At 68.3% G+C, this 25314-nt stretch carries 25 protein-coding genes and 3 tRNA genes; 19 read left to right on the forward strand and 9 right to left on the reverse strand.

Annotation, left to right across the window (positions count from 1 at the left end; all coding sequences use genetic code 11):
- Positions 1–145 precede the first annotated feature (145 nt).
- From E3O57_RS15195 to E3O57_RS15210, 4 genes are all read right to left on the reverse strand, one after another.
- Positions 146–937: a transglutaminase family protein gene (locus E3O57_RS15195; protein ID WP_103479285.1), complete on the reverse strand. Its 792-nt coding sequence runs from the start codon at positions 935–937 to the stop codon at positions 146–148.
- Between the two features lie 57 nt (positions 938–994).
- Positions 995–1067: transfer RNA gene (locus E3O57_RS15200), tRNA-Phe, on the reverse strand.
- A 68-nt stretch (positions 1068–1135) separates the two neighbouring features.
- Positions 1136–1212 (reverse strand) — tRNA-Asp (locus E3O57_RS15205).
- 79 nt (positions 1213–1291) lie between these two features.
- Positions 1292–1364: transfer RNA gene (locus E3O57_RS15210), tRNA-Glu, on the reverse strand.
- 278 nt (positions 1365–1642) lie between these two features.
- Between E3O57_RS15210 and E3O57_RS15215 the strand changes: the two genes are divergently transcribed.
- Together E3O57_RS15215 and E3O57_RS15220 are read left to right on the forward strand one after the other, a co-directional pair.
- Positions 1643–3097, forward strand: a complete 1455-nt coding sequence (locus E3O57_RS15215) for a peptidoglycan DD-metalloendopeptidase family protein (protein WP_133159767.1) — start codon at positions 1643–1645, stop codon at positions 3095–3097.
- Positions 3090–4457, forward strand: a complete 1368-nt coding sequence (locus tag E3O57_RS15220; RefSeq protein WP_241990451.1) for an NlpC/P60 family protein — start codon at positions 3090–3092, stop codon at positions 4455–4457. Before E3O57_RS15215 ends, E3O57_RS15220 begins: the two co-directional genes overlap by 8 nt.
- Positions 4458–4535: 78 nt before the next feature.
- Here E3O57_RS15220 and E3O57_RS15225 read toward each other — a convergent pair whose 3' ends face one another.
- Positions 4536–5027: an inorganic diphosphatase gene (locus E3O57_RS15225; RefSeq protein WP_088457321.1), complete on the reverse strand. Its 492-nt coding sequence runs from the start codon at positions 5025–5027 to the stop codon at positions 4536–4538.
- Between the two features lie 45 nt (positions 5028–5072).
- Between E3O57_RS15225 and tilS the strand changes: the two genes are divergently transcribed.
- From tilS to cls, 16 genes are all read left to right on the forward strand, one after another.
- Positions 5073–6068, forward strand: coding sequence for a tRNA lysidine(34) synthetase TilS (gene tilS, locus E3O57_RS15230; protein ID WP_103479284.1), 996 nt, complete (start codon positions 5073–5075; stop codon positions 6066–6068).
- Between the two features lie 21 nt (positions 6069–6089).
- Positions 6090–6650 carry a hypoxanthine phosphoribosyltransferase gene (gene hpt, locus E3O57_RS15235; protein ID WP_088457319.1) on the forward strand — a complete coding sequence of 187 codons (561 nt, stop codon included), beginning with the start codon at positions 6090–6092 and terminating at the stop codon, positions 6648–6650.
- Positions 6651–6734: 84 nt separating this feature from the next.
- Entirely contained in the window at positions 6735–8747 is a 2013-nt protein-coding gene (gene ftsH, locus E3O57_RS15240) for an ATP-dependent zinc metalloprotease FtsH (RefSeq protein WP_088458124.1), read from the forward strand.
- 10 nt (positions 8748–8757) lie between these two features.
- A complete protein-coding gene (folE, locus tag E3O57_RS15245) occupies positions 8758–9336 on the forward strand; it encodes a GTP cyclohydrolase I (protein WP_174776268.1) in 579 nt (192 codons plus the stop codon).
- Positions 9333–10139: a dihydropteroate synthase gene (gene folP / locus E3O57_RS15250; RefSeq protein ID WP_103461328.1), complete on the forward strand. Its 807-nt coding sequence runs from the start codon at positions 9333–9335 to the stop codon at positions 10137–10139. Before folE ends, folP begins: the two co-directional genes overlap by 4 nt.
- The gene (gene folB / locus E3O57_RS15255) at positions 10136–10531 is read left to right on the forward strand and encodes a dihydroneopterin aldolase (protein WP_103479283.1); all 396 of its coding nucleotides are present in this window, start codon (positions 10136–10138) and stop codon (positions 10529–10531) included. Before folP ends, folB begins: the two co-directional genes overlap by 4 nt.
- Positions 10528–11175 (forward strand): 2-amino-4-hydroxy-6-hydroxymethyldihydropteridine diphosphokinase, encoded by a 648-nt coding sequence (gene folK / locus E3O57_RS15260; RefSeq protein ID WP_103461326.1) that lies wholly within the window; start codon positions 10528–10530, stop codon positions 11173–11175. The genes folB and folK overlap by 4 nt, the downstream gene beginning before the upstream one ends.
- Positions 11172–11660: a DUF3180 domain-containing protein gene (locus E3O57_RS15265; RefSeq protein ID WP_088457314.1), complete on the forward strand. Its 489-nt coding sequence runs from the start codon at positions 11172–11174 to the stop codon at positions 11658–11660. Before folK ends, E3O57_RS15265 begins: the two co-directional genes overlap by 4 nt.
- A 100-nt stretch (positions 11661–11760) precedes the next feature.
- Entirely contained in the window at positions 11761–12186 is a 426-nt protein-coding gene (locus tag E3O57_RS15270; protein ID WP_370290155.1) for a PH domain-containing protein, read from the forward strand.
- Entirely contained in the window at positions 12183–13829 is a 1647-nt protein-coding gene (locus E3O57_RS15275; protein WP_103461324.1) for a PH domain-containing protein, read from the forward strand. The genes E3O57_RS15270 and E3O57_RS15275 overlap by 4 nt, the downstream gene beginning before the upstream one ends.
- Positions 13826–14605 carry a Rossmann-like and DUF2520 domain-containing protein gene (locus tag E3O57_RS15280; protein WP_103461323.1) on the forward strand — a complete coding sequence of 260 codons (780 nt, stop codon included), beginning with the start codon at positions 13826–13828 and terminating at the stop codon, positions 14603–14605. Before E3O57_RS15275 ends, E3O57_RS15280 begins: the two co-directional genes overlap by 4 nt.
- Before the next feature lie 2 nt (positions 14606–14607).
- Positions 14608–15483 (forward strand): pantoate--beta-alanine ligase, encoded by an 876-nt coding sequence (panC, locus tag E3O57_RS15285; RefSeq protein WP_370290157.1) that lies wholly within the window; start codon positions 14608–14610, stop codon positions 15481–15483.
- 56 nt (positions 15484–15539) lie between these two features.
- A complete protein-coding gene (gene lysS / locus E3O57_RS15290) occupies positions 15540–17081 on the forward strand; it encodes a lysine--tRNA ligase (RefSeq protein WP_103479282.1) in 1542 nt (513 codons plus the stop codon).
- 5 nt (positions 17082–17086) lie between these two features.
- Positions 17087–17239, forward strand: a complete 153-nt coding sequence (locus tag E3O57_RS18775; protein WP_165787931.1) for a hypothetical protein — start codon at positions 17087–17089, stop codon at positions 17237–17239.
- A 42-nt stretch (positions 17240–17281) separates the two neighbouring features.
- Positions 17282–17458 (forward strand): hypothetical protein, encoded by a 177-nt coding sequence (locus E3O57_RS18780; RefSeq protein WP_165787932.1) that lies wholly within the window; start codon positions 17282–17284, stop codon positions 17456–17458.
- Positions 17459–17469: 11 nt separating this feature from the next.
- The gene (cls, locus tag E3O57_RS15295) at positions 17470–18924 is read left to right on the forward strand and encodes a cardiolipin synthase (RefSeq protein WP_088458123.1); all 1455 of its coding nucleotides are present in this window, start codon (positions 17470–17472) and stop codon (positions 18922–18924) included.
- Between the two features lie 21 nt (positions 18925–18945).
- Here cls and E3O57_RS15300 read toward each other — a convergent pair whose 3' ends face one another.
- The 4 genes from E3O57_RS15300 to E3O57_RS15315 all read right to left on the reverse strand — a co-directional run bounded on the left by E3O57_RS15300 (position 18946) and on the right by E3O57_RS15315 (position 22445).
- Positions 18946–19923: a pirin family protein gene (locus E3O57_RS15300; RefSeq protein WP_103479281.1), complete on the reverse strand. Its 978-nt coding sequence runs from the start codon at positions 19921–19923 to the stop codon at positions 18946–18948.
- A gap of 9 nt (positions 19924–19932) precedes the next feature.
- Positions 19933–21456 (reverse strand): hypothetical protein, encoded by a 1524-nt coding sequence (locus tag E3O57_RS15305; protein WP_103479280.1) that lies wholly within the window; start codon positions 21454–21456, stop codon positions 19933–19935.
- A 111-nt stretch (positions 21457–21567) separates the two neighbouring features.
- Positions 21568–21798, reverse strand: a complete 231-nt coding sequence (locus E3O57_RS15310; RefSeq protein ID WP_088457306.1) for a helix-turn-helix transcriptional regulator — start codon at positions 21796–21798, stop codon at positions 21568–21570.
- Positions 21798–22445: a hypothetical protein gene (locus tag E3O57_RS15315; RefSeq protein ID WP_133159766.1), complete on the reverse strand. Its 648-nt coding sequence runs from the start codon at positions 22443–22445 to the stop codon at positions 21798–21800. Before E3O57_RS15315 ends, E3O57_RS15310 begins: the two co-directional genes overlap by 1 nt.
- A gap of 307 nt (positions 22446–22752) precedes the next feature.
- On the opposite strand from E3O57_RS15315, the gene E3O57_RS15320 reads away from it, so the two are divergent.
- Positions 22753–25278: an ATP-dependent Clp protease ATP-binding subunit gene (locus E3O57_RS15320; protein ID WP_103479278.1), complete on the forward strand. Its 2526-nt coding sequence runs from the start codon at positions 22753–22755 to the stop codon at positions 25276–25278.
- Positions 25279–25314: the final 36 nt, after the last annotated feature.

Genomic DNA, 25314 nt, shown 5'->3' on the forward strand with positions numbered 1-25314 from the left:
GTTGGGAGCCGGATGCCGCGGGGCACGTGCTGTCGTCGGCCTGACCGGGGCGACAGACACGAGTGAGTTATGCTCAGTTCTGGTGTGCGCTGCAGGGAACATAGCGCGTGCCTTCCGGCCCCGCTGTGACCACTCCAGGGGGGGTCTAGGCCAGCCTGGCCGGCCTGGTGACGTCATCCCGGGGTAGCTCGTCGACGACTGCGGTGACGGTGAGCGCGTTCAGTGCCACGGCGGCGCCGGCCGAGGACAGGAAGGCGGTGTCCGCGGCGTCCCGGCCCGTGGCGATGCGCATAAGCGATTGCCGTGGAGCGAGCCCGGTCGCGTCGACGACCTGCCAGGCACCGTCGAGGAACGCCTCGGCCACGGCGTGGAAGTCCATCGGCGACAGCCCAGGGGCGTAGACCGACACCAGGCGTGCGGGCACGTCGTGCGCGCGCAGGAACGCGATGACGAGGTGCGCGTAGTCGCGGCAGACGCCCTGCCGGGCCAGCAGGGTGCGCACCGCGCCATCCGTGGGCAGGCTGGCGCCGGGCACGTAGTTCAGGTGCGTGCCCACCCAGGAAGTGATCGCGTCGAGCAGGGCGGTACCGGTGAGCCCACGGAACTCGGCCTGGGCGGTAGGCCAGAGGTGGTCGGATTCGCAGTAGCGGCTGGGTCGCAGGTATCGGACAAGGTCGATGTCGGACACTTCTGCAGGCTCGGACTCGCCCGATACCTCCACTGTGTAGTCGATGTCGATCCGGCCGGCCTGCACCGACACGAGCTGGAGTCGCGTTCCGTGCACATCGAGGCTCTCCCGATAGGCCAGCGTGGCGCCGTCCTGCACGATGCGCAGACGTTCCGTGGCGTTCGCGTCTGCGGCGACGACGACGGACAGGACCAGCTCGGCGGGCCCGAACGCATGAAGTTCCAGGTGCGCGGAGGCGGAGCGTTTCATGTCCACATCGTGGCATAAAAAAAGGCCACCTGCGGTAGAAGCCCGCAGATGGCCAAGTGGCCCCGACCGGCGTCGATCCGGTGACCTTTCGATTTTCAGTCGAACGCTCTACCAACTGAGCTACAGGGCCTCGAAGGCGACTCGAGAGATGCCTTCGAAAGGACGAAAAGCCCCTTCTTTCGAAAGGGCTTGTCGCCTTGGCGACCCTGACCGGACTTGAACCGGCGACCTCCGCCGTGACAGGGCGGCGCGCTAACCAACTGCGCTACAGGGCCAAACTTTGATGCTTTGTTTCTTGTGATTCTGCGGTGTTGCTGTCTAACTTTTTGTGCCGAGTACAACCTACAGTATCCGTAGCCCCAACGGGATTCGAACCCGTGTTAACGCCGTGAAAGGGCGCCGTCCTAGGCCGCTAAACGATGGGGCCTTGCTTACCGGAAGCTGATGACTTCCGACGCATAATCATAAGTGTTGGCAGAGCGATAGTTCAAATCGGCCCCAGCGTCCGGTGCGCGTGGTGCCGGATTGCGGGTTCGTTCGCCGCGTGATTCCGGGCCAGAACCCGAATCGGACCCGATTCTCAGCTCGGCGTGTCGCTTTTCACCGCGCCCACGAATGGGCGGCAAACCGGAGCACCCTGGGGTTAGGTTTTATTCGAACCCTGGCCACTCAGCGGGGTTTGTTATTGTGACGAGAGTTACCACAGTGACGAATGTGACAAAGCACGAGCCCGATCGGGGAGTTATGAAGCGCACGGCCACCGTGATCAGCCGCGGAGTCAACGCCGGCCTCAGCCGGCTGCGGCCGAACCGGCAGCAGCCCCGACGCGGGCGCATCAGCGTCCGCCGGGCGACCATGGGCGTGACCGGCTTCGCCGCCGCCCTGACCCTCGCGGTGACCCTCGCCAGCCCGATCAGCCCGGCCATGGCCGTGGACTACCCGAGCTGGCCAGACGTGCTGGCCGCCAAGTCCAACACCAACGCTGCCGCCGCCCAGGTCACCGAGATCCAGAACCTCATCGCCGGCCTGCAGACCGAGGTGGAACGCACCCAGGCGGAAGCCGAGGCCCGCGGAGTCGAGCTCCAGACCGCCCAGGAGAAGTTCGACGACGCCAGCCGTCGCGCCGGCGACCTGCAGGCTCAGGCCGACACCAGCAAGACCGAGGCGGACGCCGCGACCACCCAGGCCGGTCAGCTTGCCGCGCAGCTGTACCGCACCGGCGGCACCGACCTCAGCGTCAACCTCTTCATCGACGGGCAGAAGAGCGGCGAGGGTGCCGACGAGTTGCTGTCCAAGCTCGGCAGCATGAGCAAACTTGTCGAACGCAGCACCGACGTCTACGACCAGGCCCAGACCGCCAACAACACCGCTCAGGCCCTGGGCGACCAGGCCGCTGTGGCCCAGGCCGAGCGCGAGGCCCTCCGGATCGAGGCCGAAGCCGCCATGGTGGCGGCCCAGGAGGCGGCGGACGCCGCAGCTGGTGCGCTGGCCGACTCCGAAGCGCAGAGCGTGATCCTCGAGCAGCAACTGCAGTTCATGCAGGACGCCCAGGCCACCACTACCGCGGGTTACGAGGCCGGCGTCGCCGAACGGGCCCGGATCGCCGCGGAAGCCGAAAAGGCGCGCCTCGCCGCCATCGCGGCGGAAGCCGCACGCGCCGCGGCCTCCCGACCCGCCCCCTCGTCCGGCGGCTCAACCGGATCTCCCGGCGCAGGCCTCAGCGGCGGCCAGGTCGGCAGCCAGGGTTGGGGTGTTCCCGCCGGCGGACGCATCACCGACGGCTATGGCGCCCGCGCCGTGCTCTGCGGCAGCGGCGGCTGCAGCGGCGGTTTCCACTACGGCACCGACATCGGCACCGGCTGCAGCGCTCCGATCTACGCGGCAGCATCGGGAACCGTCGAATACGCGGGCCGCAAGGGCACCTACGGCAATTTCGTCCAGATCAGCCACGGCAACGGCATCATGACCGGCTACGCCCACATCCGGGACGGTGGCATCTTCGTCTCGGTCGGCCAGCAGGTCTCGGTCGGCCAGAACATCGCCAGCTCCGGCACCACCGGCGCCTCCACCGGCTGCCACCTGCACTTCGAGGTGTTCAGCGGCGGCAACCGGATCAACGCCGTTCCGTTCATGTCCGACAGGGGAGCGCCACTTGGCTGAGCACACGTCCACCCGCCGCTCGCGGCGTACCTCGGCCGCGCTGCTGTCGGCAGCGATGATCGGCTCCGTCACCGCCGCGGCCGGCGTGGCCGTGCCGGCCTTCGCCGACGAGGACTACCCGAGTTGGGACGAAGTTGCCAAGGCCAAGCTGAGCGAGGCCACCAAGGCGAAGGAAATCGAGAACCTCACCGGACTGCTCAAGGGCCTGCAGGAGTCGTCGGCGGTGGCGTCGCAGGGCTCCCAGATGGCCGCGGAGGCCTACAGGGTCACCCAGGACGACCTCGATGCGGCCACGGCCCGGGAGGATAGCCTGGACAAGCAGTCCGCGGTGGCGCAGAAGGCCGCTGACACGTCCAAGATGCGCGCCGGCTTAATCGCCGCACACCTGGCCAAGACCGGAGCCCAGGACCTCTCCCTCAACCTGTTCCTCAACGGCAACACCGCCGACGACCTGCTCAGCCAGCTCGGCACGGCCAGCAAGCTCAGCGAGCAGTCCGAGACCATCTACCGGCAGGCCGTGCAGGACAAGAACACCGCGGAATCGCTCATCGCCCAGGCTGCCGCCGCCACCGCGGAACGCAAGCGCCTCAGCGCGGAGTCCAAGGAGAAGTACGAATCGGCCAGCGACGCCGCACTGGGCGCCCAGGCCGCACTCGACGTCGAGCTGAAGAAGTCGTCGGAGCTTTACGAACAGCTGGCCCTGCTGAAGGACACCACCGCCGACGTGGAGCGCGAGTACCAAACCGGGCTGGACGCCGCCGCATCCGCCGCCGCGCTGGCCAAGGCCCAGGCCGCCGCTGCGGCCGCCGTCAAGAACAATCCGCCGGCCGCTTCCGCGCCCGATGCTCCGGCCGCTGCGGCTCCCGCGGCTCCAGCTCCCGCGGCTCCAGCTCCCGCCGCTCCGGCTCCCGCCGCCCCTGCGGCCCCGGCTCCCGCTGCTCCGGCGCCGCCGCCCGTCGTGTCCGCCCCGGCCGCACCCAACGCTTCCGCCGTCGGCACCGCCATCGCCTTTGCCCGTGCGCAGCTCGGCGACGCCTACAAGCTCGGCGGCTCCGGCCCCGACGTCTGGGACTGTTCCGGTCTGACCAAGGCCGCCTACGCGGCCGCGGGCATCTACATCGGCACGCACTCGGCGACCAACCAGTACAACACCATGGCCGGTCAGGGCAAGCTCGTCTCGTTCTCGCAGGTGCAGGTGGGCGACCTCGTCTTCTGGGGTTCGCCGGGGAATTACTATCACGTGGCCATTTATGTCGGCGGCGGACAGATCCTCGAGGCGCCGGACGTGGGCAAGCCCGTTCGGGTGCACAGCATCTGGTCGCCAGGCCAGGTCGCGCCGTACGTCGGCCGACCGTCCTAAGCAACAGACCCCGGCACACAGCAGAAGCCGCCTCCCTGATGGGAGGCGGCTTCTGTCGGTTCAGCGCGTCGCTGTGGGTCAGTGACCTTCGTCGACGAGCTTCTTCAGGCCGTCGCGCACAATCTGGTCGGCCTCGGCGGCGTCGCCCCAGCCCTCGGTCTTGACCCACTTGTTCGGCTCAAGGTCCTTGTAGTGCTCGAAGAAGTGCTCGATTTCCTTGCGGGTGTACTCCGGGATGTCGGTGACGTCCTGGATGTAGTCCCAGCGCGGGTCGCCGGCCGGAACCGCGATGACCTTGGCGTCTGAGCCGCCGTCATCGGTCATGTTGAACACGCCGACGGGGCGTACGGACACGCCGACGCCGGGGAACAACGGGAAGTCGAGCAGCACCAGAACGTCGACGGGGTCGCCGTCCAGGCCCAGGGTGTTCTCGAAGAACCCGTAGTCGGTGGGGTACACGAAGCTCGTGTACAACACCCTGTCGAGGTAGACCCGACCGGTTTCGTGGTCCACCTCATACTTGTTGCGGCTACCGCGTGGGATTTCAATGACTGCGTCGTATTCGGCCATGGCCTGATATCTCCCTTATTCGAAGTCTGCGGATAACGTTACTGGATGGAGTCCACCCGCCGCCCGCGACTGTCGCCGGCCATCGCCGACCTGCGCCGTGCCGTGCGCGAGCTGCTGCCTGAGGCCGGTCTGGTCCTGGTGGGGCTGAGCGGGGGAGCGGATTCGCTGGCCCTGGCCGCCGCGACGGCGTTCGAGGCGCCCCGGGCCGGGCTCACCGCCGGCGCGGTGATCGTGGACCACGGCCTGCAGGCCGGCTCGGCCGACATCGCCGCCGTCGCGGCCGGACAGGCTCAGTCTCTCGGCCTGGATCCGGTGCTGATCGTGCCGGTGACGGTGACGCCAGACACCGGCGACGGCCCCGAAGCCGCCGCGCGGACCGCGCGGTACGCCGCGTTCGAGCAGGCACTGGCCGGCACGGGCGCGATCGCGGTGCTGCTCGGCCACACCCTCGACGACCAGGCCGAGACCGTGCTGCTAGGCCTGGCCCGCGGCTCGGGGGCGACGAGCCTGCAGGGTATGGCGTCGATCAGCGGGCCGTACCGGCGGCCGCTGCTGGGCATCCGCCGCGTCGTGACCCGGCAGGCCTGCCTGGATGCGGGCCTGCCGGCCTGGTCCGACCCGCAGAACGCCGACCCCCGCTACGCCAGGGTGCGGGTGCGCCAACGGGTGCTGCCGGTGCTCGAGGCGGAGCTCGGGCCGGGCATCGCCGAGGCGCTCGCCCGTACCGCCGAGACGCTGCGTGAGGATGCCGACGCCCTCGACGCCATGGTGCGGGACCTCGTCGAGGAGATCTGCGAACCGGCCGAAGCCGGCATCGGGGTGTCCGTCGCCGCGCTGGCCGTGCACCCGGCGGCCCTCCGCCAGCGGATGATCCGCCTCGTGGTGGCGCGGGAGTTCGGGGTTGCCTGGGAACGCAGCCACACCTTGGCCGTCGCCAGGCTCGTCACCGACTGGCACGGGCAGAATGCGCTCGACCTGCCAGGCGTTAGAGTGGAACGTCTGGGGGGAACGCTCGTGTTTTCTGCTCCTCGACCCACCTAAACAAAGGACTCTTCCACTCCCATGGAACCTCGTGACATTGACGGCGACCTCACCGAAATCCTGATCGAAGAGACCGAGATTCGCGCTCGCCTGGCCGAGATGTCGCGGCAGATCGAAGCGGACTACGCCGGCAAGGACCTGCTCCTGGTGGGCGTGCTCAAGGGCGCGGTTATGGTCATGGCCGACCTGGCCCGCGAACTCGTGCACCCCGTCACGATGGACTGGATGGCCGTCAGCTCCTACGGGTCAGGCACCCAGTCCAGCGGTGTGGTGCGGATCCTGAAGGACCTCGACACCGACCTGCACGGCCGCCACGTCCTCATTGTCGAGGACATCATCGACTCCGGCCTCACCCTGTCCTGGCTGATGGCGAACCTCAAGTCCCGCGGGCCGGCCTCGCTCGAGATCTGCGCCCTGCTCCGGAAGCCCGACGCGGCCCGCGTCGAGATCGACGTCAAGTACCTGGGCTTCGACATCCCCAACCAGTTCGTTGTCGGCTACGGTCTGGACTACGCCGAGAAGTACCGCAACCTGCGCAGCGTCGGGGTGCTGGCTCCACACGTGTATTCCACCGGCGAGTAGGCTCCGCTGCACCACGTCCTCCAGTTCACCTTTGGGCGAACACTCGGTGTTCCCCCAGTACGAGAGCGGTAGCCTGTGACCACCATGAACGTCAAGAAACTTCTGCGCGGGCCGCTCCTCTACATCATCCTGGCTGTCATCGCCGTCTGGGTGGGGTCGAGCCTCCTGACCATGTCTGGCTTCCGCGAGATTTCCACCCAGCAGGGCCTGGATTTCTTGAAGGACGGGAAGGTGTCTGAGGCGAAGATCGTCGACGGCGATCAGCGCGTCGACCTCACCCTCAGCAAGGCCGATTCGACCTACGGGGAGCAGGTGCAGTTCTACTACGTGGCCCCCCGCGGCGAAGAGGTCGTCGCCGCCGTCACCGACGCCGACCCGAAGGACGGCTTCACTGACGAGGTTCCCCAGGCCAGCTGGTTCCTGTCGCTGCTGGGCATCCTCCTGCCGGTGCTGCTGATCGGTGCGTTCTTCTGGCTGATGCTCTCCGGCATGCAGGGCGGCGGCAACAAGGTCATGCAGTTCGGCAAGTCGAAGGCCAAACTCGTCTCCAAGGAGACCCCGCAGGTCTTCTTCACCGACGTCGCCGGCGCGGACGAAGCCATCGAAGAGCTGCAAGAAATCAAGGACTTCCTCAAGGAACCGGCCAAGTTCCAGGCCGTCGGCGCCCGGATCCCGAAGGGCGTGCTGCTGTACGGTCCTCCCGGAACCGGAAAGACCCTTCTGGCCCGCGCCGTCGCCGGCGAGGCAGGCGTTCCGTTCTACTCGATCTCCGGTTCCGACTTCGTCGAGATGTTCGTCGGTGTCGGCGCCAGCCGGGTGCGCGACCTGTTCCAGCAGGCCAAGGAGAACTCCCCGGCGATCATCTTCGTCGACGAGATCGACGCCGTCGGGCGCCACCGCGGCGCCGGCATGGGCGGCGGCCACGACGAGCGCGAGCAGACCCTCAACCAGCTCCTGGTGGAGATGGACGGCTTCGACGTCAAGACCAACGTGATCCTCATTGCGGCCACCAACCGGCCCGACATCCTCGACCCGGCGCTCCTGCGTCCGGGACGTTTCGACCGTCAGATCGGCGTCGACGCCCCCGATATGCTCGGCCGCAAGCGCATCCTGGAGGTGCACTCCAAGGGCAAGCCGATGGCCGCCGGCGTCGACCTCGAGGTGCTCGCCCGCAAGACGCCGGGCTTCACCGGCGCCGACCTGGCGAACGTGCTCAACGAGGCCGCACTGCTGACCGCGCGTTCCAACGCCCAGCTGATCGACAACCGCGCCCTCGACGAAGCCGTCGACAGGGTCATGGCCGGTCCGCAGCGCCGCACCCGCGTGATGCGCGACCAGGAGAAGCTCATCACCGCGTACCACGAGGGCGGGCACGCTCTCGTTGCCACGGCCATGCGCAACACCGACCCCGTGACCAAGATCACCATCCTGCCCCGCGGCCGCGCCCTGGGGTACACCATGGTGATGCCGCTCGAGGACCGCTACTCGGTCTCTCGCAACGAGCTTCTCGACCAGCTCGCCTACGCCATGGGCGGCCGGGTCGCCGAGGAGATCATTTTCCACGACCCCACCACCGGCGCCTCGAACGACATCGAGAAGGCCACCGCCACGGCTCGCAAGATGGTCACCGAGTTCGGCATGAGTAGTGATGTCGGACCGCTCAAGCTCGGTTCGGCCTCCGGCGAAATGATGTTCGGCCGCGATATGGGCCACCAGCGCGACTACTCGGAGCGGCTTGCCGAGCGGGTGGACACCGAGGTGCGCCAGCTGCTCGAGAACGCGCACGACGAGGCCTACACGGTCATCAACGCCAACCGGGCGATCCTCGACGACCTGGCCGCGAAGCTGCTCGAACACGAGACTCTCGACCAGACAGCGCTGGTGGAGATCTTCGCCGACGTGCAGAAGCTGCCGCCGCGCCCGCAGTGGCTCTCCAGCGACAAGCGCCCGGTTTCCGACCTACCCCCCATCGCGATGCCGACGCCGAAAGCGCCCATCGACGGTGCGGCGGTCGACGGTGGCGTCACCAGCGGCGGCGCCGATGCGGACAAGCCCAAGCGCGCCCCCGCACTCAAACCGCGCCCCGCAACCGCGTAGACCGGCCCCCGTGGGAGTCGACCAGCCACGCATCGAAGCGGCCGTCGCCGAGATCCTCGCCGCCATCGGTGAGGATCCCGGCCGGGCCGGCCTGGCGTCGACCCCGGAGCGGGTGGCGTCGGCCTACGCCGAGTTCTTCGCCGGTCTCGGCCAGGACCCGCTCGACCACCTGAGAGACACCGTGCCGGTCGGAGACCGGACCGGTGAACTGGTGCTGCTGCGTGACATCGAGTTCCGTTCCGTCTGCGAACACCACCTGCTGCCGTTCCTCGGCACCGCCCACCTGGCCTACCTGCCCGGTGAGCGCATCGTGGGACTGGGCAAACTGGCCAGCGTCGTGACGACCCTTGCCGCCAGGCCCCAACTGCAGGAACGGCTCACCGAAGAGATCGCCGACACCCTAGAGACCGGGCTGGCGCCGCGCGGGATCCTGGTGGTCCTCGATGCCAGCCACGGTTGCGTGACCACCAGGGGCCCCCGCCAGACCCACAGCTCCACCGTGACCATGGCCAGCCGTGGGGACCTGGCCTTGCCCGTTGCTCGCTCGGAGATCATCGCCCTCATCGGCGGGACGCAGGTCGTGCGGTGACCCTGGTGATGGGTGTGCTCAACGTCACCCCCGACTCGTTCAGCGACGGCGGCCGGTGGGCGAGTACCGACGCTGCCGTGCGGCACGCCGTGGACCTGCACTCCTCGGGAGCCGACCTCATCGACGTCGGCGGGGAATCCACCCGGCCCGGCGCCGACCGGGTGTCGCCCCAGGTCGAGCAGGACCGGGTACTGCCCGTGATCACCGAGCTGCGCCGGCTGGGCATCATGACCAGTGTCGATACTCTCAACTCCCAGACCGCCGAACGGGCCGCCGACGCCGGGGTCGACATCATCAACGACGTGTCCGGCGGCCTGGCCGACCCCGGTATGGCGGCGGTGGTCGCCCGCACCGGCCTCACCTACATCGCGATGCACTGGCGCGGCCACGCCCGCACCATGGACACCCTCGCGGAGTACGACGACGTGGTCGCCACCGTGGTCGCTGAATTGACCGAACGAGTCGCCGTGCTCGAGGCTGCCGGGGTGGCGCGCAGCCAGATCGTGCTGGACCCCGGACTCGGCTTCAGCAAGGACGCCGAGCAGAACTGGCGGGTGTTCGCCAGGCTCGACGCCTTCGCTCCGCTCGGCCTACCCGTCATGGTCGGTGCCTCCCGCAAACGATTCCTGGCCGGCGTGCTGCCGGAAGACGCCACCATCATCGACCGGGATCTGCCGACCGCCGTGCTCAGCGTGCTCGCCGCCCAGGCGGGCGCCTGGGCTGTTCGGGTGCACGACGTGGTGGGCACCCGGGCCGCCCTCAACGTGCTCGCCCGGGTTGATTCGGCCAGAATAGGGTCATGAGCACCGACTCGATCACCCTCACCGGGCTGCGGATCACCGCGCACCACGGTGTCTTCGACTTCGAACGCGAGAACGGCCAGGAGTTCGTCATCGACGTGACGGTCTGGCTGGACTTCCGTGCGGCGGCGTCCGGTGACGACCTGACCCGCACCATCCACTACGGCGAACTCGCCGAGGAGGTCGCCGACGCCGTTCGTCGTGACCCCGTCGATCTCATCGAGACCCTCGCCGAGCGCATCGCCGACGTGGTGCTCGCGCACGGCGCCGCCGAACGCGTGCAGGTGACAGTGCACAAGCCGCAGGCTCCCATCGAGATCCCCTTCGCGGATGTGTCGGTGCAGATCGAGCGCACGCGAATCGAACGCACGCAAACCGAAGGGAGCCGCGCATGACCGACGCCGCAGCCGCTCCGGCACGCACCGCCGTGCTCGCACTGGGCAGCAACCTCGGTGACCGCGAGGGCACCCTGGCCGCCGCCGTGCGCGCCGTCGCCGAACTGCCGGGCGCGCAACTCACCGCGATCTCCCCGGTGTACGCCTCCGACGCCGTGAAGCCCGACGGGGTGGACCGCACCGCACCCGGATACCTCAATCTTGTGGTGAGCGTGCTCTGGACGGGCGAACCGCACGCCCTGCTCGACGCCGTCAACGCCATCGAAAACGACCACGGCCGGGTCCGGGAGGAACGCTGGGGCGACCGTACCCTGGACATCGACCTGATCTGCCTGGGCGACCTCCGCATCGACGACGACAGGCTCACCCTCCCGCACCCGCGCGCGGGGGAACGCGACTTCGTGCTGGCTCCCTGGCTCGACATCGACCCCGACGCCGAGCTTCCCGGCCGGGGCCGGGTGCGCGAACTCCTGGCCGTCGCCGCACGCACCGCCAGGGCGCATCCGGTGACCGCGAGCACCGACCCCGCGCATACCGAGGTCGCCCACACCGAGACCCTGCACGAGACACCGGGCCGGCCACGACCGGGCACACCGGACGACCTCACCGACGATCTCCCCGAGAACGAGGACGATCGCCGATGAAGCGCACCCACCCCACACCGCTGATCGCGCTGGGCCTGGCCGGGCTCGTCGTCGGGTTCCTGGTCGAACTGGCGGCGACGGCTTGGAGCGCGCCGATCATAGTTCCGCCGTTCACCCTGCCCCTGGCCCTGATCCTGATCGCGGTGATCCTCGTCTGCCTGGCCTGGCCCATCCGCCAGGCCACCAGAGGTCGGGCGACAAAACGCGTCGACCCGTTCCTGGCAATGCGGATCGCCCTGCTCGCCAAGGCATCCAGCCTGTCCAGTGCGCTCCTGCTCGGCGTGGGCCTCGGCATCGTGGCTTTCATCCTCACCCGGTCGGTGGTACCGGCGGTAACATCGTTGTGGCTCGCAATCGGGATGGCGCTCGGCGCCGTGCTCCTCCTCGCGGGCGGTCTCGTAGCGGAGCATTTCTGCACACTGCCGCCGGACGACCACGATCACGACAATGGGGGACCGAACGATGGCGGAGCAGCCCGTGCCTGACTACCCCGGCAGCGATCCCATCGAGGCCGTGGCGCCCGTCGGTGCCCGCCTCGACCTGCCGGAGGCGGGCGAATGGAAGCGCGTGTCGCCGAAGTACGTCATGGTCGAAATCGTGGGGACCGTCATCTTCCTGCTCATAGTGTGCGCCGCCGCCGGGGCCCTCTGGCTGCTGCTTGACCAGGTCTGGGCCGCCTGGGTGGGCGGCTTGATCGCGCTGATCACCCTGGTCTCGCTGGCATTCGAGCCCCGCCGGGTGCGCTCGATCGGGTACCAGCTGCGCGCCGACGACCTGCTCTTTCGGCGCGGCATCATGTACCAGCGGTTCGTGTCGGTGCCTTACGGCCGCATGCAACTGGTCGACATCACCCGCGGCCCGGTCGCGCGCCTGCTCGGCCTCGCCGACCTCAAGTTCGTCACGGCCGCCGCGTCCTCCGGCGTCGCGATCCCCGGCCTCGCCGAGGCCGACGCGGATGCCCTCCGCGACCGCCTGGTGGAACTGGCCGAGAGCAGGCGGGCCGGGCTGTGACCTCCCTCGCCGACGGGGACTGGCACCGCCTGCATCCAGCGAGCCCGGTGCTGCGCGGCGGCATCTTCGTCTTCGCCCTGCTCGGCTTCGTCATCGCCAACCTGCGCGAGCGCTTCGTCGACGTGGTCTTCGGGATCCCACGGCAATCCGGCGACCCCCTCGATGAGATCTACGAGCGCGGCGCCGTGGGCTGGGCGCTGCTCATCGCCGCCGCGATCCTCATCGTCATCCTCATCGCGTTCACCCTGTCCTGGCGGATGCACACCTTCAGGGTCAGCGACGAATCCGTCGAGGTCCGCAGCGGCATCCTGTTCCGCAGCCACCGGCAGGCGCGCCTGGACCGCATCCAGGGCGTTAACATCGTGCGCCCCCTCATCCCGAGGCTGTTCGGTGCGGCCAAGCTCGAGGTGAGCGTGGCCGGTCAGGACGCAAACGTGCAGCTCGCCTATCTCGGCTCTGCGCTGGCCGACGGGCTGCGCCGCGACATCCTGCAGCTGGCCTCCGGTGCACGCCAGCCCCGGCCCGTCGCGGGCGAGAGCGTGCCAGAGGCGCCGCTGCCGGCCGGCGACCCCGCACAGATCCCCGCCGACACGGCGACCGCCGCGCACGCCGGCCGCCGCCAGGCCCTGAACGACTACGCCACCAGCCGGGTGGGCGAATTCCTCGCCCCCGAACTGGACCCTGACGCCGCCCCGCCGGAGTCGGTCGTCCGGATCCCGGTGCTGCGGCTGATCGGCTCGATAGTGTTCAGCGGCTTCACGGTCTTCGTCGCCGTGGCCATCGTCGCTCTCATCGTGAGCGTCATCGTCGGCGGCAGCGAGTGGTTGCTGATCGCGATCTTCCCCGGCCTCATCGCGAGCATCGGATACTACGTCTCCAGGTTCACCAAATCGCTGCGGTACAGCATTGCCGGTACCAGGGACGGCGTGCGGGTGGGCTTCGGGCTGCTCACCACGAGCAACGAGACCCTGCCGCCCGGACGCATCCACGCCATCGGCGTGACCCAGCCGCTGGCCTGGCGGCCCTTCGGGTGGTGGCAGATCAGCATCAACAAGGCCGGCCACTCCACCAACGACGGCGCAGCCGGACAGGCGGCGACCACGGTGCTGCCGGTCGGGTCGCTGACCGACGTGGCGAAGGTCCTCGAGCTGATCCTGCCCGGGTTCGCGCTCGACGAGCAGCGGGTCCTGATCCAGCACGGCCTCATCTCCCGCGGCGGCGACGACGGCTTCCGCAACGCGCCCCGCCGGGCGGCCTGGCTGCGACCGTTCTCCTGGCGCCGCACCGGCTACGCGGTATCCGCCGGCGCCGTCCTGCTCCGCCGCGGCGTGCTGTCCAGGGAACTCGTTCTGGTGCCCCTGGCCCGTCTGCAAAGCGTCGGCATCAACCAGGGACCCGTCCGACGCCGTCTTCGACTGGCCACCGCCAGGCTGCACACCGTGACCGGACCGGTGACCGCGACCCTCGGCGTGCTCGACGTGGGGGAGGCCGTGCGCCTGCTGGAGACCGTCACCGCCGGTGCCGTCGCGTCCGCGGAGTCAGACACCAGCCACCACTGGAGTCGCATCGACCAGGACCCAGCGCCGACCCCGCGACCCGCCAGCCCGGTCGGTCCCGCCGCCGCCGCGGAGGTGACCTCGTGACGGTGCGACCGGGCCGTCTGGGGATCGGCGTCATCGGCGCCGGCCATGTCGGACCCATCCTCGCCGCCGCTCTCGCCGGCGCCGGGCACGCCCTGATCGGGATCTCCGCGATCTCGCAGGCCAGCCGCGACCGCGCGGAAGCGATCCTGCCGGGCGTTCCCGTGCTCACGGTGCCCGAGGTGGTGGAGCGCAGCGAATTGGTGATCATCGCGGTGCCGGACGACCAGCTCGACAGCCTCGTGACCGGCCTCGCGGCCACGGGAACCTGGCAGCCCGGCCAGCTCGTTCTGCACACCTCCGCACGCTACGGCACCAACGTGCTGCTGCCCGCCCAGCGGGCCGGCGCGATCCCGCTGGCCATCCACCCGGCGATGGCGTTCACGGGCACCAGCCTGGACATCAGCCGCCTGGCCGACAGCTACTTTGCCGTGACCGCCCCAGCCCCCGTGCTGCCGATCGCGCAGGCCCTGGTAGTGGAGATGGGCGGCGAACCGGTGATCGTGGCCGAGGGCGACCGGGAGGTCTACTCCGAGGCCATCGAGACCGCCACGGCGTTCTCCAGCTCGATCGTCGACCAATCCACCCGGCTGCTCAGCGAGATCGGCATCGAGGCGCCGGGAGCCGTGATCGCGCCGCTGGTGCGCTCGGCCATCGAGAACGCCCTCACTCGCACCGGCGCCAGGCATCCGCTCGACGACCTCGCCGATCTGGGCGACACCACCCACCTGCTCGACCCGCCATACCCGCCCCACCCGTTTGACCCGGAGGACCAGTGACCGTGCTCACCAAGCCAGAAGTCATCGACACGATAGACGAGCTGCGTAATAGCCTCTGCCTCGCCAAACAGAACGCCGCGGCCAGGGGCGGCGATGCCCACGTCGTGCTCGTTCCCACCATGGGCGCCCTGCACGCCGGGCACCGGGAGCTCGTGCGGCGTGCAGTCGCCGTCGGCGACATCGTGGTCGTGTCGGTCTTCGTCAACCCGCTGCAGTTCGGGGTGAACGAAGACCTTGACACCTACCCGCGCACCCTCGACGCCGACGTGGCGGCGCTGGCGGAGGAGGGCGCCGCATTCGTCTTCGCCCCGCACGCCCAGGAGATGTACCCGGACGGCGCCTCGTCGACCCGACTGACCGCAGGCGCGGTCGGCGGTCTCTACGAGGGTGCCGCCCGGCCCGGCCACTTCGACGGCATGCTCACCGTCGTCGCGAAGCTGTTGAACATCGTCGAACCCGACATCGCCGTCTTCGGTCAGAAGGACGCCCAGCAGGTTTTCCTGGTGGAGAGGATGGTCGCCGACCTCAATCTGCGGGTGCGCATCGAGGTCGTGCCCACGGTGCGGGAAGACAACGGCCTGGCCCGCTCGAGCCGCAACCGCAACCTCGACGAGCCCGCCCGCACCGCGGCCAGGTCGCTGTTCGTGGGCCTGACCGCGGCCGCGGCCGCGGCCCACTCCGGGGTTCCCGCCGCGATCGTTGCCGCCCACGCGGTGATCGGGGCCGCGCCTCTGGTTAAACTGGACTATCTGGTTGTCGTGCACCCGCACACCTTCCTGCCGGTCGACGACGACTACCGCGGCCAGGCCAGGATGCTGGTCGCCGCGGTGGTCGGCAGCACCCGGTTGATCGACAACATTTCACTGGACATCCCCTAACCGCTTTCAACGGGGTGCCGGGCCTGGCCCGTGTACGCCCACCGACGGAGAACCGCATGAGCACCACCCCCGACGCCGTGCCCGGCGACACGCCCAGCAACGATGACGCACAGGCCGCGGCCGAACTGACCGAGCAGAAGGCCGTGCGCCTGGCCAAGCGTGACCGCCTGAACGCGGCCGCGACCAGCCCGGCCGGCGGCGCCTACCCGGTGTCGGTGCCCGTCACCCACACCATCCCCGCCGTGCGCGCCCGGTACGGCGAGCTCGAAGCGGACGCCGCCACCGGCGAGACCGTGGGCCTGGCCGGTCGGGTGGTGCATCTGCGCAACACCGGCAAGCTCTGTTTCGCGAGCCTGCAGGCCGGCGACGGCAGCCGCATCCAGGCCATGGTGTCGCTCGCCGCCGTCGGCGACGAATCGTTGGCCGCCTGGAAGGACCTCGTCGACCTCGGCGACCACGTCTTTGTCGCCGGTGAGGTCATCTCCTCCCGCCGCGGCGAACTGTCGGTCATGGTCACCGAGTGGCAGATCGCCGCCAAGGCGCTGCTGCCGCTGCCGAACCTGCACTCCGAACTCAGCGAAGAGACCCGGGTGCGCAGCCGCTACCTCGACCTCATCGCCCGTGAGCAGGCCCGCCGCACCGTGGTGCAGCGCTCCCAGGCCGTCGCGAGCCTGCGCGCCACCTTCACCGCGCGCGGCTTCCTCGAGATCGAAACGCCGATGCTGCAGACCCTGCACGGCGGCGCCTCGGCCCGGCCGTTCTCCACCCACAGCAACGCGTTCGACACCGAACTGTTCCTGCGCATCGCACCGGAGCTGTTCCTCAAACGCGCCGTCGTCGGCGGCATCGACAGGGTCTACGAGATCAACCGCAACTTCCGCAACGAGGGCGCCGACTCCACCCACTCGCCCGAATTCGCGATGCTCGAGGCCTACGAGGCCTACGGCGACTACACGTCGATCGCCGAGCTCACCCAGACCCTGATCCAGGATGCTGCTGCAGCCATCACCGGCGGCTCGCACGTGGTCACCTGGGCCGACGGCACCGAGTACGACCTGGGCGGCCAGTGGGATCGCATCAGCATGTACGACAGCCTCTCCGCCGCCGTGGGACGCACCATCAGCCCGGCCACCCCGCTGGCCGAGCTGCAGGCCCTGGCCGCCGCCGAAGGCGTCGAGGTCGACCACCCCATCCACGGCAAGTACGTCGAAGAGCTGTGGGAGCACTTCGTCAAGGGCGGCCTGATCCGGCCCACCTTCGTGCTCGACTTCCCGGTGGACACCAGCCCGCTGGTGCGCGGACACCGCTCGATCGACGGCGTCGTGGAGAAGTGGGACCTCTACATCCGCGGCTTCGAACTGGCCACCGGCTACTCCGAGCTCGTCGACCCCGTCGTGCAGCGCGAACGCTTCATGGAGCAGGCCCGGCTCGCCGCCGGCGGCGACCCGGAGGCGATGCGTCTGGACGAAGAATTCCTTCGGGCCCTGGAGCACGGCATGCCACCCACCGGTGGCATGGGAATGGGCATCGACAGGTTGCTGATGGCCCTGACCGGCCTCGGTATCCGGGAGACCATTCTGTTCCCGTTGGTAAAGTAACCCGCATGATGACTTTTCTGCCCAAGGACCAGCTGAAGCCGGATGACGACGGCAAGAAGAAGGGCCCGTCGACCAACCGGATCATGATCTGGATCGTGGTGGGTGGCGTCGGCCTGTACCTGCTCGGTTCCGGGATCTTCGGCATCCTCACCAAGTAGCCCGGCGGCGGGCGCGTCCAGATCGCGTAGGCTGAAGGGACTATGGATAGCTTCTGGGCCAACGCTTTGTACTCGCTCGCGCCCACGGTTTTGGTCGGGGTGCTCTTTTGGATCATCGTGCGCGCCATCATCCGTTCAGACCGCACCGAACGAAACGCCTACGCGCGGGTCGAAGCCGAGGAGCGGGCCAGACTCGGCCTTGACAAACCGGCCGCCTAACCGTGTTCGGTATTGACCTTTCCACCATCCTTCTCGTGGTGGCATTCCTTGTTGACTTCGCCATCCGGGTGATCGCGATCATCGTCGTACCCCGCAACCGCAGGCCCACCTCCGGCATGGCGTGGCTGCTGGCGATCTTCCTGATCCCCTACCTCGGTTTCCTGCTCTTCCTGCTGATCGGCTATCGCACCCTGCCCAAGCGTCGGGTGGAAATGCAGGCCGAGATCAACCAGTTCATCCTCGACAGCACCGCCGGCATGGAACGCGTGCAACGCGACCACCCGTGGCCGGGTTGGCTCGAATCCGTGGTCGCGCTCAACCGCAATCTCGGCGCGATGCCGCTCGTCGGCGACAACCGGGCGCGGCTGCACGGCAACTATGAGGAGACCTTCGCCGCGATGGTCGCCGATATCGACAAGGCCCGGAAGTACGTGCATGTCGAGTTTTACATCCTCTCCCTCGACCCCACCACGACGCCGTTCTTCGACGCTTTGGAGAACGCCGTCAAGCGCGGCGTGACGGTGCGGGTGCTGATGGACCACATCCAGTCGATGCGGAAGCCGGGCTTCAAACAAACCAAGAAACGGCTCACCGAATCCGGGGTGCAGTGGCAGCTGATGCTGCCGCTGCAGCCGTTCAAGGGCCAGTGGCAGCGGCCCGACCTGCGCAACCACCGCAAACTCGTCATCGTCGACGGCCGGGTCGGGTTCATGGGCTCGCAGAACGTGATCGACCGCACCTACAACATGAAGAGCAACATCCGCCGCGGCCTCAAATGGAAAGACCTGATGGTGCGGCTCGAAGGCCCCATCGTCTCGGGCCTGAACGCGATCTTCATCACCGACTGGTACAGCGAGACCAACGAGCTGCTCACCCGCGACATCGAGCCCGTGCACCCCGAGGACATCTCGGATGCCATCGACTGCCAGGTCGTGCCCAGCGGACCCGGCTTCGAGGGCGAGAACAACCTGCGCCTGTTCCTCGCGCTGCTGTACTACGCGCAGGAACGCATCGTGATCACCAGCCCGTATTTCGTGCCGGACGAGTCGATCATGTACGCGATCACGACAGCCGTGCAGCGCGGCCTGCACGTGGAACTTTTCGTCTCCGAGATCGGCGACCAGGCTCTCGTTTACCACGCACAACGTTCCTACTACGAGGAACTGCTGCAGGCGGGCGTGAAGATCTACATGTACAAAGCGCCGTACGTTCTGCACGCCAAGCACTTCACCATCGACGACGACGTCGCCGTGATCGGCTCGAGCAACATGGACATGCGTTCGTTCAGCCTCAACTTCGAGGTGTCCCTGATGGTGCGTGGGGCGTCATTCGTGCAGGCGCTGCGGGCGGTGGAGGACGGCTACCGGGCAGACAGTCGGGAGCTCACCCTCGAAGAGTGGATGAAGCAGCCGTTGCGCTCGACGATCCTCGACAACCTGGCCAGGCTGACCTCCGCCGTGCAGTAGCCGCGGCCGGCGAACCGCGGTTCAGCGGCGGGGTTTGAGCCGCACGGTGGGCAGCATCGGCGCAGGCAGCGGAGCACCATGGTACGCGACGTGGCCGAACCGGCCGGCGGCATCCGAGCCGTCGATCACCTCCGCCTGCCACCGGTCCCGCCAGGCGGTGATCTCCTCGTGGCTGCGGCCGATGAAATTCCACCACATCACGATCTGCTCGCCGAGCGGCTCACCGCCCAGCAGTAGCACCCGGGTCGGGCTGTCGCCGGTGTTCTCCAGGCGGATGACCGGACGTCCGCTGTCGATGAAGCCCAGTTCGTTCCGGTGCACTGGTGCGCCGCCGACACTGACGGTGCCGACGTCGACGAGCACCCCGTGTTCGAAAGACCGGTCGACGTCGAGGTCGATCGACGACCCGGCCGGCAGGTCGATCTGAGCGCCGACCAGCGGGGTGTCCCCGGCGGCGGCGGCGGTCTGTCCGGCCAGGGTGCCCAGGAACACGTGCAGGGTGACCGCGCCGCGCGTCACCGGTGTGATGACGTGGTTCTCGAAGTGCGGCGCCTGGTGTCGGGTGAGCTCGGGCAGGGCGATCCACAGCTGCACCCCGTGCAGCGCCGTGGTGTCTGGTGTGGACACCTCGGAGTGGCTGATACCGGAACCCGCGGTCATCAGGTTCAGCTCGCCCGGCCGGACCAGGGCGAGGCTGCCGACGCTGTCACGGTGCTCGACCTCGCCGGCGAACAGCCAGCTCGCCGTCTGCAACCCGGTGTGCGGATGCGGCGGCACCACCATCCCGCCGGTGACCGACACGTCGTCCGGGCCGTAGTGATCGACGAAGCACCAGGCGCCGATCAGGCTTCTCGCGCGCTGGGGGAGAGTGCGACGCACGCCCATCGCCCGCAGACCGCCCAGGGGAACATCCCGGGGCTGCAGGATGACAATATCCACCTCGGTGGTCGTGCTGGGGTCACAGACGAGTTCGACCGGTTCGGTTTCGAGGTTGCTCACACTGTGAGCTTATTCCGGGCGTGCCGGGGTGCGTAGCGGTTCGAGGGGCTCGGTCGGGCCGGTCTGCCCGCGCAGATCGTCGGGGTCTGCCGGCGGCAACGGGAGGGTGGGGTTGACCGGTTCGGTGCCGGCCGCGGCCGTCGGTTCCTGCGGCCCCGGGGGCGTGTCCGGCCTCGTCCCGGGGACCGTTGGAATCCCGGGCGCGACCGGCGGCCGCTGCAGCAACTCGACGAGCAGAACGGCAATCAGCGCCAGGACCGCCGTCCACATGATCACCGGTACAGCAAGCGGGCGCCAGAAGATCGCGACCGCGGCTGCAGCAAGCCCGATCAGCACGTGGGCCAGGCGCCGGTAGTGATAGAGGAAGTCCCCGAAGCTGCCCGTCGTGACCCCGGCGTTCGCCGCCGCCGCCCGGAGCCGGGCGCTGGTGCCGATGGTGGCCCGCCGCACGATCGTCGACCCACGGAACGGCCCGGCCAGGTACGCCACCACGGCCACGGTGAAGCCGACGAGCCCTACCGACAGGGCCGTGGTGTTGATGAACGGCACCACGGCGTCATACAGCGCCTGGGCCACGTTGTTGGGGAGGTACGTGGGCGACAGCGCGCTGATGAAGAGGATCCGCCCCACCGCGATCCCGGCGGCGAGCACGGCCATGGCCAGGGCCAGGGTGAGTCCGGCCCAGATCATGGTGCGGGAGCGTCGTTTGGCCACCAGCACGCCGAGGACGATCAGGCCTAGGCTCACCAGCGGCAGGACGAAACCGAGCACGTTCAGCAGCTGATACCCGGTGCGCGCCTGCACCAACGAGTCGGACTGGGCCACCACGATGGTGCGATCGACCTCGGGGATGTTCGTCGCCAACGAGAAGCCCCGGTCGACCAGTTCCTTCTTCACTTCTGCGATGATCGGCCCGAGCTGGATGCCGAGTTCGCCGGTGTCGCTGATCACCAGCGCCGTGGAGGTATCACCCTCCAGCGCCGCGATGACCTGGGTCTGGCTGGTGCGCAGCGCCTGTTCCCACAGCTCGGCGAAGGCATCCGAGGCGACGATATTGGTGGCTGCGGACTCGATCAGCTGCTGGACCCCCTGCGCGGCGGGTGTCTCGAGCAGCGCCAGGGCGTCTTTGGCGGCCTGCGGCAGGTCGAGGCTCTCCAGCCCGGTGAAGAGATCGCTGGTGATGGTGTTGATGTCGACGTTCTCGTTGACCACCGCGACGATCTCGTCAACCAGGTACGCCTGCACCGCGGGGTCGTCCGCGAGCGGGGCGAGCGAGGCGACGAACCTGTCGGTGTCATTGATGTAGCCCTTGGTCCAATAGGCCACCACGCTCACCGGGGCCAGGAGCACCCCGATCGTGATCAGCAGCGCCGCAAAAAACGCCCGCCACCTGGCGGACGCTCGGTGTTCGGCGGCCGGGCCGAGCTGTCCGCGCAGCCGAGCGTTCTCGGCGGAGAGCCGGGCGATCTCGGCGGCGGGGTCGGCGCGGCCGTTCGTGCGAGCCGGTTTGGCGAGGTTCGAGGAGCCGTCCATATGCCGCCGCCTTTCGCCTGCGGGTGCAGGTCGCAAAATCGTGGAGCCTGAGTGCTCACAGTATTTGCGCAGTCCGGTGCCCTCGCAAGGGCCTCACGCTGCTGGCCTGGCTCAGTCGGCGCGCACGAGCAGGTCGCCGACCTCGCAGTCCAGGGCGGCGCAGACCGCGGCCAGGGTCGAATACCGGATGGCCCTGGCCCGGTCGTTCTTGAGGACCGACAGGTTGACCACGCTGACTCCGACAAGCTCGCTGAGCCTGGTGAGTGTCATCCCGCGCTCGATGAGCAGCGCGTCGAGCCGGCAGTGGATGCCCGTGGCCTCGTCGTCGGCGGCGGGCGCCACTAGACGAGTCCGTCGGTCTCGCGTTGCAGACGCTGGCCGAGGGAAATGGCGGCGGCGGCGACGAGGAGCACGAGTCCGGTGCCGGCGGGTGCGAGGTCGACGAGGGTGGCCTGTGGCCAGAAGCCGTCGGGGGCGTCGCCGTTCAGCTCGCCCGCGGCGATCATGCGGCCCAGCCCGCCGAAGCCCTGCCCCAGCACGGTGCCCAGCAGCAGTGCGTAGCCGACCAGGGCGACCAGCCAGAAGACCGGACGGTTGAACGGGCGGCGGCGCAGTACGCTCCAGCAGAAATAGAAGACCGTCGCCGAGACCAGCAGCGCCGTGGCCAACGCGGTGGAGCCCTCCAGTGTGAGCAGAAACCTGGGCAGTGCGCTGAGCCCGGTGACGGTGACCTCGGCCGTGTCGAAACTGCCGCCGTGGATCTGCGCGGTGCCGGTTGACGCTGCCGACGGCAGGGGAGCATCCGCGAAGAGTGTGACGACGAACCTGTCGGTGAGGAGCTGCCGGACCAGGGTGACGGCGCCGATGCCGGTCGCCAGAAGCCCCGAGAGCACGGCCCCGATCAGTACCAGCCAGGTGAGAACCCTGCCGAGCCGGTGTTCCAGCCGGGACGTGCGTTGCGCCCTCTCGGCCTGGGCTGTTTTCATCACGAGATGCTCCTAACGATTATCGATATGAATACCGATCATGACCATATCGTTTTTCGTTGTGCTGAGCAAGGGCCTCAGTCGAGCTGCCCCGCTGCGGTCCACCTGCTCCGGTGCGCCGGCGCAACTCGTCCGAACGGGGGCAGGTCGGGGAAAATGCCGCGGAACCGCCGGTGCTGCAGGAGACGGAGGCGAGCGCGGGAGTCACATGTGTCACGCCCATGGCGAACAGAGGCACGCATCCGGGCATCCGCTGGTTACTCTCTTTGTATCGGTGCCATAACCGCCCTGGCGCCAAGGGAGTGTTCATATGTTTGAGAGATTTACCGACCGAGCTCGTCGTGTCGTCGTCCTGGCCCAGGAAGAGGCCAAGATGCTCAACCACAACTACATCGGAACCGAGCACATTCTGCTCGGGCTCATCCACGAGGGTGAAGGCGTGGCCGCCAAGGCCCTGGAGAGCCTCGGCATCTCGCTGGATGCCGTGCGCGAACAGGTGCAGGACATCATCGGCCAGGGTCAGCAGCAGCCGACCGGGCACATTCCGTTCACGCCGCGCGCCAAGAAGGTCCTCGAGCTGAGCCTGCGCGAAGCGTTGCAGCTCGGCCATAACTACATCGGAACCGAGCACATCCTGCTCGGGCTCATCCGCGAGGGCGAGGGCGTGGCCGCCCAGGTGCTGGTCAAGCTCGGCGCCGACCTCAACCGGGTGCGCCAGCAGGTCATCCAGCTCCTTTCCGGCTACCAGGGGAAGGAGCAGGTGCAGGTGGGTGCGAACGAGACCGCGGCCAACCCCGCTGGCAGCCAGATTCTCGACCAGTTCGGGCGCAACCTCACCCAGGCGGCGCGCGACAACAAACTCGACCCCGTCATCGGGCGCGAGAAGGAGATCGAGCGGGTCATGCAGATCCTCTCCCGCCGCTCCAAGAACAACCCCGTGCTCATCGGTGAACCCGGCGTCGGCAAGACCGCCGTCGTCGAGGGCCTCGCCCAGGCGATCGTCAAGGGCGATGTGCCCGAGACGCTGAAGGACAAGCAGCTCTACTCGCTCGACCTCGGCTCGCTCATCGCCGGCAGCCGCTACCGCGGTGACTTCGAGGAACGCCTGAAGAAGGTCACCAAGGAGATCCGCACCCGCGGCGACATCATCGTGTTCATCGACGAGATCCACACCCTCGTCGGAGCCGGTGCCGCCGAAGGCGCCATCGACGCGGCGTCGATCCTCAAGCCCCTGCTGGCCCGCGGTGAACTGCAGACCATCGGCGCCACCACGCTGGATGAATACCGCAAGCACTTCGAGAAGGATGCCGCGCTCGAGCGCCGCTTCCAGCCCATCCAGGTGAACGAGCCGTCGCTGCCGCACACCATCAACATCCTCAAGGGGCTGCGCGACCGGTATGAGGCGCACCACAAGGTGTCCATCACCGACGGCGCCCTCGTGGCCGCGGCCAACCTCGCCGACCGGTACGTCTCCGACCGCTTCCTGCCGGACAAGGCCATTGACCTGATCGACGAGGCCGGCGCACGCCTGCGCCTGTCGATCCTGTCCAGCCCGCCGGAGCTGCGCGAATTCGACGAGAAGATCGCCGTGGTGCGTGCCGCCAAGGAAACCGCGATCGAGGACCAGGACTTCGAGAAGGCCGCGGGCCTGCGCGACGAGGAGAAGAACCTCCTCGGCGAGCGTCTGCGTCTGGAGAAGAAGTGGAAATCCGGCGACGTCAAGACCACCGCGGTCGTCGACGAGGGCCTGATCGCCGAGGTCCTGGCCCAGGCCACCGGCATCCCCGTCTTCAAGCTCACTGAAGAAGAGTCCTCGCGGCTGGTCTTCATGGAGAAGGCACTGCACCAGCGGGTCATCGGTCAGGAAGAGGCCATCTCGGCACTCGCCAAGACCATCCGTCGCACCCGTGCGGGACTCAAGGACCCGAAGCGTCCGAGCGGTTCGTTCATCTTCGCCGGCCCCACCGGTGTCGGCAAGACCGAGCTGGCCAAGGCGCTCGCGGAGTTCCTCTTCGACGACGAGGCCGCCATGATCTCGCTCGACATGAGCGAGTACGGCGAGAAGCACACGGTCTCGCGCCTGTTCGGTGCTCCTCCCGGGTTCGTCGGCTTCGAAGAGGGTGGCCAGCTCACCGAGAAGGTGCGCCGCAAGCCGTTTTCCGTTGTGCTGTTCGACGAGATCGAGAAGGCTCACCCCGACATCTTCAACTCGCTCCTCCAGATTCTGGAAGAGGGCCGGTTGACGGATGGCCAGGGTCGCGTGATCGACTTCAAGAACACTGTCATCATCATGACCACCAACCTCGGCACCAGGGACATCAGCGGCTCGCCCGTCGGTTTCCAGCTCGAGGGCGACACGGCCACCAGCTACGACCGGATGCGCGGAAAGGTGAACGAGGAACTGAAGAAGCACTTCAAGCCCGAGTTCCTCAACCGCGTCGACGAGATCATCGTCTTCCCGCAGCTGTCCAAGCCCGAACTGCTGCAGATCGTGGACCTGTTCATCAAGCGCCTGGGCGACCGGCTGCTCGACCGCGACATGACCATCGACCTCACCCTCGCGGTGAAGGAGCACCTCATCGAGGTCGGCTTCGACCCCGCGCTGGGCGCCCGGCCGCTGCGTCGCGCGATCCAGCGTGAGGTGGAGGACCGCCTGAGCGAGAAGATCCTGCACGGCGAACTGAACGCCGGCGACCACGTGCACGTGGACTTCGTCGATGGGGAGTACGTGTTCACCACGACGAACCGCAACGAGGCCGTCTCGGTGGGCATCAATATCGCCGCGGCTGTCGGAACCGGACCGGGCACGCCCGATCTGGCCATCACCAGCGAATAGGCACAACAGCTCCACACGAACGGCCCGGCGGACATC

Origin of the sequence: Cryobacterium sp. TMN-39-2 (assembly GCF_004402745.1) — a bacterium.
Lineage (GTDB): Bacteria > Actinomycetota > Actinomycetes > Actinomycetales > Microbacteriaceae > Cryobacterium > Cryobacterium zongtaii.

What these genes read in the sequence shown, in the direction of transcription:
- folK (WP_103461326.1), top strand. Translation starts at nt 10,528, where the DNA reads ATGACCGACGCCGCAGCCGCTCCGGCACGCACCGCCGTGCTCGCACTG.
- hpt (WP_088457319.1), top strand. Translation starts at nt 6,090, where the DNA reads ATGGAACCTCGTGACATTGACGGCGACCTCACCGAAATCCTGATCGAA.
- tilS (WP_103479284.1), top strand. Translation starts at nt 5,073, where the DNA reads ATGGAGTCCACCCGCCGCCCGCGACTGTCGCCGGCCATCGCCGACCTG.
- ftsH (WP_088458124.1), top strand. Translation starts at nt 6,735, where the DNA reads ATGAACGTCAAGAAACTTCTGCGCGGGCCGCTCCTCTACATCATCCTG.
- E3O57_RS15195 (WP_103479285.1), bottom strand. Translation starts at nt 937, where the DNA reads ATGAAACGCTCCGCCTCCGCGCACCTGGAACTTCATGCGTTCGGGCCC.
- E3O57_RS18780 (WP_165787932.1), top strand. Translation starts at nt 17,282, where the DNA reads ATGGATAGCTTCTGGGCCAACGCTTTGTACTCGCTCGCGCCCACGGTT.
- E3O57_RS15225 (WP_088457321.1), bottom strand. Translation starts at nt 5,027, where the DNA reads ATGGCCGAATACGACGCAGTCATTGAAATCCCACGCGGTAGCCGCAAC.
- E3O57_RS15305 (WP_103479280.1), bottom strand. Translation starts at nt 21,456, where the DNA reads ATGGACGGCTCCTCGAACCTCGCCAAACCGGCTCGCACGAACGGCCGC.
- E3O57_RS18775 (WP_165787931.1), top strand. Translation starts at nt 17,087, where the DNA reads ATGATGACTTTTCTGCCCAAGGACCAGCTGAAGCCGGATGACGACGGC.
- folB (WP_103479283.1), top strand. Translation starts at nt 10,136, where the DNA reads ATGAGCACCGACTCGATCACCCTCACCGGGCTGCGGATCACCGCGCAC.
- E3O57_RS15320 (WP_103479278.1), top strand. Translation starts at nt 22,753, where the DNA reads ATGTTTGAGAGATTTACCGACCGAGCTCGTCGTGTCGTCGTCCTGGCC.
- E3O57_RS15265 (WP_088457314.1), top strand. Translation starts at nt 11,172, where the DNA reads ATGAAGCGCACCCACCCCACACCGCTGATCGCGCTGGGCCTGGCCGGG.
- E3O57_RS15270 (WP_370290155.1), top strand. Translation starts at nt 11,761, where the DNA reads ATGGTCGAAATCGTGGGGACCGTCATCTTCCTGCTCATAGTGTGCGCC.
- lysS (WP_103479282.1), top strand. Translation starts at nt 15,540, where the DNA reads ATGAGCACCACCCCCGACGCCGTGCCCGGCGACACGCCCAGCAACGAT.